We start from the raw sequence: 11,516 nt of genomic DNA on the forward strand, positions 1-11,516 counted from the left end.
GACTTCATTGGGCGGACCGAACTCGAAAAGCGTAGGCGACTGTCCAACTCCGATAAGCGCTGGAGGGCTTGACAGGGAAGTCGTTCTTTGACTTCATTGGCAGGACCGAAGCGTCTCGAGGAGTTAGGAGCCGCAGCTAGACAAGCGACTCGAGCTGCTCAAAGCTAACGCTTCTCGCAAGATACCCGAGGATGCACTGTCAGGGATGAAAACTGGCTAGGCGCTGGAGCTGGATTAAGAAAACTACATGTAGTTATCGACAACTAAATAACTTTATAATTTCCTGGTAATAAACGAAAATAGAGCCGCATTGCTGCGGCTCCCGTTTTCTAAAGCAGACCATCTACTGCTGAAATCACTGCGTCGCCTTTTGCTTTTGCATCTTCCGGCTTATTTTCCGCAATGGCATTATACCATGCTTCAGCATCTGCAAATACGGCCTGAGTTTTTTCTTCACCTAATTTTTCAGTCATCTGCCCTTGAAGCATTTTCAGGAACATGTTCCCTTCCATTGCACTTACTTTAGCTTCAACCGCATTGTTTTCTGCTAACAGATTCGGAGCCTTTTCGTAGTAGCCTTTGATTTTGCCAGCCACTGCTTTAGCGAATAAAGCATTTGTTTCTGCCGCTTTAATAGCAGCAGGATCAGTAGTGTTCAAAGTGAATAATTTATCTAACTGAGCTGCAGCCGCTTCATCTCCGCCGCCAAGAGAACCCTTGATTGCTTGATAGAAGCCCCATGCCTCAGCCTGCATGATGGATAGTTCCTGCTTCTCTTTTCCTTCTTTAACTCCTGCTTCAATTTTCTCAGCATAAGATTTTGCTGCAAGATAATAGCTTCTGTAAATCGACTTATCAGTTACCTGAAGATATACCTGGAAATCTTCAGCATTGCCAGCATTAAGCGCTTCTTCCTGTGCGGATAGTCCGGAGTTAATGTTCTCGACAAGGCTTGCATCTCCGCTGAGCTCGTAATACTTATCACGTTTTTCAGCTGTTGGAATGAACACTTTTTCCGCTAGATGCTTAATTTGCGCGAATGCAAGATTTGCGTCTTCCTTCTTGTCCTCAGTCAGTGCAGCAACAACTTCCTTTTGAAGCGCTTTTTGATTCTGATAGAAATAGGATTGAATTGTCTTATCAGTCAATTGAACAGCGATAATTGGCTCCATTTCTCCGCTCTTTCCAGCTGTAAGGGCAGCCTGGATTGCCTGGTCGAATTCCGGAGTAAGTTCAGCTACATCATTTTGGAGACCTGCTTCATATTGTTGTTGGACAGTATCCCAGTTAACTTCCTGGCCTTCTTTTGCTTTTACTAGTTCGGACATCATATCAGCATAAGCAGCAGCTTGTTTTGCTGCATCTGTATCTTCTACATTGACTTCCTTGGTTTCTTCGTTATTATTTCCCTTAGTATCTTCAGCCTTTTCTTCTGTTTCAGCCTGTTTGTTGTCTGCAGGCTTCTCTGCGGTTTCATCTCCTCCGCAGGCTGCCAATACTGTGCTTGCCATTAAAAAACTTGCAAAGACTGCTTTCAGATGCTTTTTCTTGTTCATGTTTGAAATCCCCCTATGTAATGTTAGTAATCTTATAAATGATAATGATTTTCATTGACAAATGTAATTATAGTCGAGAATGATTATCACTGTCAACGAACTTTGTGAGAAAACTTTGACAAACTTGTGAAATCATATTTTTCCCGATTTAAAGAATCTTAGTCTACCGTGGTCGTTTTGGTAGAACCAATTCGAACATCAAACCTCTTATTGCCCCTTGATTATTAATGATATAATCACGGCTAAAGGAAGTTGGGGACTATAAGCTTTTGGGCGAGGTGATACCGTATTGTGTTCTTTTTACAACTATCCCTACTATTAGGTTCAAAACTCCGCAAAAAAATCCCGCCTCGAGGAAGGCGGGATTTTCACATTCATTTTTAGATATGCTGCTGCAGGCGTCCTGCAAGTGCTTCTTTTGGTTGGAAACCAACTACTTTATCAACCGGCTGACCATCTTTAAGGACAAGTAATGTCGGGATGCTCATGATGCCATATTGAGCTGCAGTCTGTTGATTGTCATCAACATCAAGCTTCACGATTTTCACTTTGTCGCCCATTTCTGAATCTAATTCTTCAAGCACAGGAGCGATCATTTTACATGGGCCGCACCAAGGTGCCCAAAAGTCAACAAGCACTAGGCCTGATCCTGTTTCGTTAGCAAAAGTTGCGTCAGTAGCATGTGTAATAGCCATTTGAATGCCTCCTAAATAAATCTGAATACTAACGTCAGTATATCATCGTTTACCAATTGATGCTATTTATCTGCTCTTGTTGTAATTTACCCTTTTCACATATGAATATTCCCTTTTCCTGTCTCCATTCTTAAATTTTGTCGAAGGGGAAACGGGGCTGTTGATTTCCGTTCCAGGCGCTTCGTTTTCCGCGAGGCTGGCGGTGATAACTCGCCGCCGCTGGCGTCTGTGGGGTCTCACCTTTCCAACTGATCCCACAGGACATTGTTTAGCTTCCTCGAACCAGCCCACCCACGATGGAAATGCGTTAGCATTTTCGGAGGAGTCTTCTCGCCTTCCACTACAATCAACAGGGTGCTAACATCATTATTAAACTTTGCAAAAAAAAACGGACGATTTACACGTCCGTTTTTTGGATTGAAATATTAAGCGTTTACCTTAAGCTTCTTGAATTCCTCAGTAAGCATTGGAATTACTTCGAATAAATCGCCAACAATACCATAGTCTGCGACTTTGAAGATATTAGCTTCTGGATCTTTGTTGATCGCGACAATGACCTTGGAGTTGGACATACCAGCAAGGTGCTGGATTGCTCCGGAAATACCGGCAGCGATGTATAAGTCTGGAGTTACAACTTTACCCGTCTGTCCGATTTGCAGTGAATAATCACAGTAATCAGCATCACATGCACCACGTGAAGCTCCTACAGCTCCGCCTAGAACGTCGGCCAGTTCCTTCAAAGGCTCGAAGCCTTCTTCGCTCTTCACACCGCGTCCGCCTGCTACTACAACTTTTGCTTCGGAAAGATCTACACCTTCAGTTGCTTTACGGACAACATCCTTGATGATCGTTCTCAAATCTTTGATTTCTGCAGAGACTGATGAAACCTCTCCGGATTTTCCTGGATCCTTTTCCAGTGGAGCAATGTTGTTTGGACGGATTGTCGCAAACACTAGTCCATCGGTAACAATCTTCTTTTCAAAGGCTTTACCAGAATAGATTGGACGAGTGAATACAAGGTTGCCGCCTGCTTCTTCAACCGCTACAGCATCAGAGATCAGGCCTGAACCCAATTTGCTTGCGATTTTAGGAGCAAGGTCCTTTCCAAGTGATGTATGACCAAAAATGATTCCTTCCGGGCTTTCCTGCTCGATGACAGCCATCAATGCTTGTGAATATCCATCTGGTGTATATTGTGCAAGCTTGGCATCTTCTACTGCTACAACTTTGTCAGCACCATATTGGTAAAGGTCGTTCCCTAATGAGTTTACAGACTCTCCGATCAATACTCCAACTACTTCTCCGCCCTCAGCAACTGTTTTTGCAGCTGCAATCGCTTCGAAAGAAACGTTTCTAAGTTGTCCGTCACGTGCTTCTCCCAATACTAATACTTTTCTCGACATTTGATTTACCTCCTGCGTATTTATTCTTCCTTTATGTCTTAAACGACTTTCGCTTCTGTGTGAAGCAGGTTGACAAGTTCCTTAACCTGGTCAGCAAGTTCGCCTTGAAGGACTTTTCCTGCCTCTTTTTGCGGAGGAAGATAAATTTCGATTGTCTTTGTCTTAGCTTCTACATCGTCCTCATCCAGATCAAGATCATCAAGCTCAAGCTCATCAAGCGGCTTTTTCTTTGCTTTCATGATTCCTGGAAGAGATGGATAGCGAGGCTCATTAAGCCCCTGTTGTGCAGTTACAAGAACAGGAAGGCTTGTCTCAATGACTTCTGAATCTCCTTCTACGTCTCTAGTAATTGTAGCAGTCGTTCCATTGATTTCTAGTTTCGTAATCGTTGTTACATAAGGCATTCCCAGCTGTTCAGCAACACGAGGTCCTACCTGGCCTGAACCGCCATCGATTGCGACATTTCCGCCAAGGATAAGGTCAGCTTCTTTATCCTTTAGGTATTCAGCAAGGATTTTTGCAGTTGTGAACTGGTCGCCGTCTTCAACGTCATCCTCGATATTGATCAATACTGCTTTGTCTGCTCCCATTGCCAGCGCTGTGCGCAGCTGCTTCTCTGTTTCTTCATTGCCTACAGAAACAACAGTAACTTCTCCGCCATGAGCGTCCCTTACCTGGATTGCTTCCTCAATCGCATATTCATCGTAAGGATTGATGATGAATTCAGCGCCATCTTCATTAATCTTGCCGTTTGCGATCGTGATTTTTTCTTCTGTATCGAATGTCCTTTTCATTAGAACGTAGATATTCATTTGTTCCCCTCCTAAGTATTCAAACATTTTAGCTGTTCTAAAGATTAGAAAAATTTATTTTAAAAAAATTTGATGCTAAAAGGTTTGCTTATCTGCCTTTAAAATCAGGCTGCCTTTTTTCCAGGAATGCCTTGATTCCCTCCTGGCCGTCCTCAGACAGGAAGACATCACCAAAATACTTTGCTTCTTCCTTAACACCTTTGTAAAAGGATTCGTGCTTGGAATAGTTCAATAGTTTAATAGCTGCGCCCAGGGAAACTGGACTCTTTTTTGCAATTTTCCCGGCAATCTTGTATGCGTTTTCAAGCAACTGCTCTTCAGGATAAGCATGGTTGGCCAATCCATATTGGACTGCTTCCACACCAGTGATGGGGTCACTTGTAAACAGCATCTCGGCCGCTCTTGCTGCGCCCACATATCTTGGCAGTCGCTGGCTGCCTGCAAACCCTGGAATCAGACCAAGCTGCAGCTCTGGCAATCCCAATTTAGCGTTTTCCGCTACTAGACGGAAGTGGCATGCCATTGCAAGCTCCAGGCCGCCGCCCAATGCCGCGCCATGGATGGCAGCGATAATCGGCTTTGGAAAATGCTCCATACGCTCGAAAAGATCCTGGCCATATTCAGCTAGTTTGGCAAAATCTTCTCCGGTTTTAATAGTGGTGAATTCTTTGATATCCGCTCCTGCAGAGAAGAACCTGCCTTCACCATGGATTAATACAACCCTGATTTCTTCATTCCCCTCGATTTCATCCAATACTCCTGAAATTTCTTTCAGCAGTCCGGATGCTAGGGCATTCGCCGGCGGACGGTCAATCGTGATCGTGGCGATCCTGTCCTCCGCAGACCATTTAAGATACTCCACATTTTCCCCTCCTTTTACATGAAGGCAAGTTTCGCATCCTGGAAAATCTCCTTTCTGCGAAACTAGCCTTTTTCCCCTGCCTTTTCCGCTTACAGGCATTCAAAGCGCCGGAAAGTCGGGAAAGACGTGATTAAAGGACCGGTTTGGTGTCCTGGTAACCGCAGCCATTGATCAGCAGCTGGTGTACCGCTTTTGCCAGGTCAGTAAGATTGTACTTCTGTTCATTCATTACCCATGAAGTCGCAGTTTCATCTACTGTACCAAAAATCATCTGCCTTGCAAGACGCAAATCCAGGGAGCTTGAAAACTCTCCATTCTCTATGCCTTCCAAAATGATTTTGTCGATCAGCATTAAGTAGCCCTTAAGAACCTCGTTGATTTTATGCCGGAGATCCTTATTTGACTGCCTTAGCTCCAGCTGGGTTACAATTGCAAGATGCCGGTCATCTGAAAGAATCTTGAAATGCGTTTCGACCAACATATATAATTTCTCTGTTGCTGTTTGTTTTCCTGCAATTTTTTCTTCAATACTTCCCACGAAGTAACCCATTTTCTCCTGGAACAGAGAAATCAGTATGTCTTCCTTATTCTTGAAATACAAATAAATGGTCCCATCAGCCACTCCAGCCTGCTTTGCTATTTTAGAAACCTGCGCCTGGTGGTAGCCGTTTTCTGCGATAATGACCACTGCTGCGTCAATTATTTGCATATATTTCGGCCTGTTTTTCTTCATTTCTTTCACTCCCGCTCCAGGAAAAGCACAAGCATTAAATGCTACAGTGGCACACTCCCGTTTACGATTTTTGTCTGCAATACTATTCACTGAATGAATCGTCATTCATATTTTTATAATAGTATTCACTCACATTTCTGTCAAGGAAATGTGTTTCATTTGGACAAGCCTTCTCATTCAAAAAGAAAGAGCCGATATTGGGAGCCGGCTTTTTAAGTTAAGCTCGCTTCTGCTGGTCTTCCTGGTTCTTTGCTTTCTCTTCATCCACCAATGCTCTTCTAAGAATCTTACCTACCGCTGTTTTTGGAAGTTCTGCCCTGAATTCATATAATCTTGGCACCTTGAATGCCGCAAGATGTTTCCGGCAATATTCATTCAGTTCTTCTTCTGTTGCCTGTGCACCTTCCTTGAGCACGATATATACTTTTACCGTTTCGCCTCGATATGGATCCGGTATTCCTGCTGCTACTACTTCCTGAACAGCTGGATGCTCGTAAAGGACTTCCTCGATCTCACGCGGGTAAATATTAAAGCCTCCGGCAATGATCATGTCCTTCTTCCGGTCGACAATATAGAAATATCCTTCCTCGTCCATATAGCCAAGGTCTCCGGTCAATAGCCAGCCGTCCTTAAGCACTTGCTCCGTTTCTTCCGGCCTGTTCCAGTAGCCCTTCATCACCTGTGGGCCCCTGACTGCTATTTCGCCAATTTCACCAGGCCGAAGCGGTTCTCCGGTTTCCATTGAAAGGACCACAGACTCTGTATCCGGCCAAGGAACACCTATGCTTCCTTTTACCCGCTTTTTATCCCATAGGAAGTTGGCATGTGTCACCGGGGAGGATTCAGTCAGGCCATAACCCTCAACAAGCTTCCCGCCTGTGACTTCCTCGAATTTCTCCTGTACCTCCACTGGCAATGGCGCTGATCCGCTAATACATGAATCAATCGAAGACAGATCATATTTTTTAATATCTGGATGATTCAACAGCCCGATGTAAATGGTAGGCGCGCCAGGGAAGAGTGTTGGCTTTTGTTTTTGTATCGTCTTCAGTGTCGTTTCAGGGTCGAATTTCGGTAAAAGCACCATTTTCTGGCCCTGCATGACAGAAAGAATCAATACTGCCGTCATACCATAAACATGGAAAAATGGCAGGATTCCCAGGACTGTTTCTTCACCCTCTTTGCATTTATACAGCCAGGCATTGCTCATTGCCGCATTCGCGATCAGGTTTTTGTGAGTCAGCATGACCCCTTTCGGAAACCCTGTTGTTCCACCGGTATATTGCAGTAAAGCCAGGTCTTCTTCAAAGTCAGTTTCATATTCTTTTATGATTCCAGCCGGCTTTTTCATGATCTCGGTAAAAAGATGATTCTGGCCTTCATGCTTCACGTTTACAATGATGCCATATTGTTTTTTCTGGATGAATGGATAGACAAGATTTTTAGGGAAAGGAAGATAGTCCTTGATAGCGGTTACAATTACATTCTCTAAATCCGTATTTGCGATGACCTTTGACACCCTAGGGAATAAAATGTCGAGCGTGATGATTGCCTTAGCCCCAGAGTCCTTCATCTGGTATTCAAGCTCTCGTTCCATATACAGAGGGTTTGTCTGGACGACAATTCCGCCAGCCATCAAGATTGCGTAGTAACTGATGATAGACTGAGGAGTATTCGGGAGCATGATCGCAACCCTGTCTCCTTTTTCAATTCCCAGGTTTTGCAAATAAGCAGCCAGTTTTTTCGCATAGTTGTATACTTGCTTGTACGTCAGATCTTTGCCCATGAAGTGGATAGCGATCTTCTCAGGGTATTTTTCGGCAGTATGCTTTAAATAGTCCTGGACCGTTGCCTCCTTAAGGTCCAAATGAGCAGGGATTTCTGGAGGGTATTGCGACAGCCATGGCTTTTCTACTTCCATCTTGTTGCCTCCTTATTTAAAATTTTTTGAAAATTCTATCTCTCATTATAATATAATGGTCTTTTTATGACAATTAGAATAGTTTTTTGGAGGTTTATAGGGACAAACTCCCATTTCTTGTGTAATAACAAGTTGATTTCCACTCCAGGCACTGCGCTTTCTGCGGGCGTGGCGGGAAGCCTCCTCGGCGCAAATGCGCCTGTGGGGTCTCCCCAGCCCCTCACTCCCGCTGGAGTCTTCGTGCCTTCTGTTCCAATCAACTAGACGTCTATTTTCCAACAGATTATACAAGCCTAACTTTCACCCTATCATTCAGTTCAATAAAAAAGTTAATAAAATACGAAAAAGGCTGTAAACAAAAGGTCAAAAATTAACCCTTTATTTATAGCCTTTTCAAATCACTATACAAAAAACATCATATAAACTATGCCGACTAACAGGAATATTCCGCATAGAATCAGCAATATTTTAGCCAGTTTTTCCACTCTTTTAGATCCCCCTGTTAAATTCCTGCGCCGATGATATAAGACAGGCCAATGGAAATGACCATGGATATCAGGCCTACTGCACGGTTGTCGTTTTCTATTTCTTTATCGATGTTGAACTTGGGTGTCAGGAATTCAAAAATAAAGTATCCGATCAAAAGCAGGATGAAACCGAAAACTCCCCAACTGATCATCGTAAGCAGTGAATCATGCTGATTGATGGAATGGCGGAATATATTCGCTACACCGAAGATTTTCCCGCCGGTGGCCATCGCAACGGAAATATTGCCTTTTTTGATTTCCTCCCAATTGCGATATTTTGTCACTAGTTCAAAAACAGCAAGGAATACGACGATGCAGAGAATTGATACACTGTAGTAGCCAGCTGTCACTATAAATTCATTTTCCCAGAAATGATCCATATCCATTCTCCCTGATAAAAATTTACCCCACTGCCTATTATAAAGTGTTAAGACAGGGATTTTCATTTTTTTTGGCTCTTTTCGGAAAACTTTATAGTTTTCACAAACAATGAGCGTTTATACCGTAACACTACTTAAATTCTACAACAGTCACACCTGTTCCGCCTTCTCCTGCATCGCCGAATCTTATTTTCTTGACCGAACGATGGTTGCGAAGGTATTCCTGGACACCCTGTCTTAATGCTCCGGTTCCTTTGCCGTGGATGATATTGACCCTTGGGTAGCCCGCAAGCAAGGCATCATCGATATATTTCTCAACCCTCATGAGGGCATCTTCATAACGCTCACCCCTGAGGTCTAGCTCAAGGCCGACGTGGAAGTCCTTGCCTTTTACTATCGCTAATGGTTTTGTTTCTACCTGCTTAGGAGTATTGAGATATTCCATGTCCGATTCTTTTACTTTCATCTTGAGAATGCCAATCTGCACTTGCCATTCTTTCGCGTTAACGCGCTCGACAAGATGTCCTTTTTGATCAAAGGTCAGGACCTTGACTTCATCCCCCGGCTTGAATTCGTGTTTGTCAGGTTTTGCTTTGCCGCCGCCCTTCTTCACCTGATTGAGCTCTGGAGTCGCGTCGCTAAGGCGCCTTTTGGCGTCGATCAATTCATGTTCTTTAATCTCGGCTCCTTTTTCAAGCCGCAGCTTGCGAAGGTCCCGGATGATTTCTTCGGCTTCATCCTTGGCTTTTTCCAAGATTGAAGCTGCCTTACCTTTTGCCTTTTCCGCTAGTTCATCTTTTTTCTCATAATACTCGGCCATCTGTTTTTGCAGATCCTTATGCAGGTGTTCGGCATCTTTTAACAGCTGATGCGCCTCGTCCCGGTCTCTCTCCGCCTGCTTTCGGCTGGATTCGAGGGAAGCAATCATATTTTCGACCTCATTGCTGTCTGCGCTTATATAGGATCTTGCTGTATTGATGACAGACTCTCTCAAGCCAAGCCTCTTGGAGATTTCGAAGGCATTGCTTCGGCCTGGCACTCCAATCAATAGTTTATAAGTCGGGCTCAGTGTTTCCACATCGAATTCAACGCTGGCATTGATGACGCCTTCACGGTTGTAGCCATAAGCCTTCAGCTCTGGGTAGTGGGTTGTTGCAATCACCCTGGCCCCGCGCTGATACACTTCATCCAGGATCGAGATCGCCAGTGCAGCTCCTTCCTGTGGATCAGTACCGGCACCAAGCTCATCGAAAAGAACTAAGCTGTTGTGGTCAACCTTTTCAAGGATGTCCACGATATTGACCATATGGGACGAAAAAGTACTCAAACTTTGCTCGATTGACTGTTCGTCACCAATGTCAGCATACACGGATTCAAAAACAGCCACTTCAGAACCGTCAAGAGCAGGGATCTGCAATCCTGCCTGAGCCATCAGCGTACAAAGGCCGACTGTCTTCAAAGTAACAGTTTTTCCTCCCGTATTCGGACCGGTGATAACGATTGTCGTATAATCATTCCCTAAAGTGACACTATTAGGGACAACTTCATCCATCGAGATCAATGGATGTCTTGCCTGAAAAAGATTGATTCGGCCCTCATCATTGACATTTGGTTTCGAGCCTTTGATTTTGCTTCCATAACGGGCCTTCGCAAACATGAAATCAAGCTCGCCCATGATGCTGACAATCTGCAAGAGCTCATCATGGTGATCGGCGGTAAGTGCCGAAAGCTCAGCAAGAATCCGTTCGATTTCCTGCTGTTCTTTTACACGAATGCTCTGAAGTTCATTATTTAGCTGGACAACAGATTGTGGCTCAATGAACAGGGTCTGCCCGGATGAACTCTGGTCATGGATGATCCCGCCGTAATGTCCTCGATATTCTTGTTTTACAGGAATGACAAATCGGTCATTCCTTATGGTGATGATGGCATCCGAAAGCATTTTTGCCGCGTTGGACGAGCGGATCATGCTTTCCAATTTTTCACGCACCCTTGATTCTCTCGTGCGCATCTGCTGGCGGAGTGATCTCAGTGCTTCACTCGCTCCGTCAAGAACCTCACCGCCCTCATCGATTGCGTTCCGGATCGATTCTTCTAGATGAGCCAGCACAATGATTCCCTCAGTATAGCCCAGTAAAATCGGGACTTCTGTAACCTCCTGCAAATCGTCGACAAAGCGCTTCATCTGCCTGCTTGCGTGGACAGTGCTCGCCACCTGGACCAGCTCAAGCGGACTGAGCATCCCGCCGATTTGCGCCCTTTTCACATGCGGCCTAATATCATGGATTCCGCCTAACGGTACATTTCCTTTTAGTCTCAGTACCTTTGCTGCTTCATCTGTTTCTTCCTGCAAACGGGATACTTCCGAAAAATCAACAGAAGGCATTAAAGCAATTGCTTTTTCCCGTCCTAACGATGATGAGACGTGTTCAATCAGCTGGTTCCTGATTTTATCAAATTCAAGTGTTTTCAAAACTCGCTGCTGCACAAAATTTCCTCCTTCTTCTTTAGCGAAGGTTATTAGAAAAGCGTAAGCGCCTTGGTCAGCCCCGACAAGCGCTGGAGGGCCGACCAGTGAAGTCGTTCTTTGACTTCATTGGGCGGACCGAAAGCGAAAAGTATAGCCG

9 protein-coding genes are annotated in these 11,516 nt (G+C 44.5%); all 9 read right to left on the minus strand.

Features of this window, described 5'->3' with window-relative positions:
• Positions 1-329: 329 nt before the first annotated feature.
• The 9 genes from J7I80_RS18585 to J7I80_RS18625 all read right to left on the minus strand — a co-directional run bounded on the left by J7I80_RS18585 (position 330) and on the right by J7I80_RS18625 (position 11,377).
• Complete coding sequence (locus tag J7I80_RS18585; protein ID WP_214740289.1) at positions 330-1,556, minus strand: hypothetical protein; 1,227 nt, start codon at positions 1,554-1,556, stop codon at positions 330-332.
• A 380-nt stretch (positions 1,557-1,936) separates the two neighbouring features.
• On the minus strand, positions 1,937-2,251 hold the full coding sequence (gene trxA / locus J7I80_RS18590; protein WP_023627075.1) for a thioredoxin: 315 nt from the start codon (positions 2,249-2,251) through the stop codon (positions 1,937-1,939).
• A gap of 425 nt (positions 2,252-2,676) precedes the next feature.
• A complete protein-coding gene (locus J7I80_RS18595) occupies positions 2,677-3,654 on the minus strand; it encodes an electron transfer flavoprotein subunit alpha/FixB family protein (protein ID WP_214740291.1) in 978 nt (325 codons plus the stop codon).
• Positions 3,655-3,692: 38 nt separating this feature from the next.
• The gene (locus tag J7I80_RS18600) at positions 3,693-4,466 is read right to left on the minus strand and encodes an electron transfer flavoprotein subunit beta/FixA family protein (protein WP_214740293.1); all 774 of its coding nucleotides are present in this window, start codon (positions 4,464-4,466) and stop codon (positions 3,693-3,695) included.
• A gap of 88 nt (positions 4,467-4,554) precedes the next feature.
• The gene (locus tag J7I80_RS18605; RefSeq protein WP_214740295.1) at positions 4,555-5,328 is read right to left on the minus strand and encodes an enoyl-CoA hydratase; all 774 of its coding nucleotides are present in this window, start codon (positions 5,326-5,328) and stop codon (positions 4,555-4,557) included.
• Positions 5,329-5,458: 130 nt separating this feature from the next.
• A complete protein-coding gene (locus J7I80_RS18610; protein ID WP_167832747.1) occupies positions 5,459-6,061 on the minus strand; it encodes a fatty acid metabolism transcriptional regulator FadR in 603 nt (200 codons plus the stop codon).
• Between the two features lie 217 nt (positions 6,062-6,278).
• On the minus strand, positions 6,279-7,982 hold the full coding sequence (locus tag J7I80_RS18615; protein ID WP_214740297.1) for a long-chain-fatty-acid--CoA ligase: 1,704 nt from the start codon (positions 7,980-7,982) through the stop codon (positions 6,279-6,281).
• Between the two features lie 502 nt (positions 7,983-8,484).
• A complete protein-coding gene (locus tag J7I80_RS18620) occupies positions 8,485-8,889 on the minus strand; it encodes a DUF350 domain-containing protein (protein ID WP_192471451.1) in 405 nt (134 codons plus the stop codon).
• A 130-nt stretch (positions 8,890-9,019) separates the two neighbouring features.
• Complete coding sequence (locus tag J7I80_RS18625; RefSeq protein ID WP_214740299.1) at positions 9,020-11,377, minus strand: endonuclease MutS2; 2,358 nt, start codon at positions 11,375-11,377, stop codon at positions 9,020-9,022.
• Positions 11,378-11,516: the final 139 nt, after the last annotated feature.

It is taken from the genome of Bacillus sp. ISL-41 (assembly GCF_018613235.1).
Lineage (GTDB): Bacteria > Bacillota > Bacilli > Bacillales > Cytobacillaceae > Mesobacillus.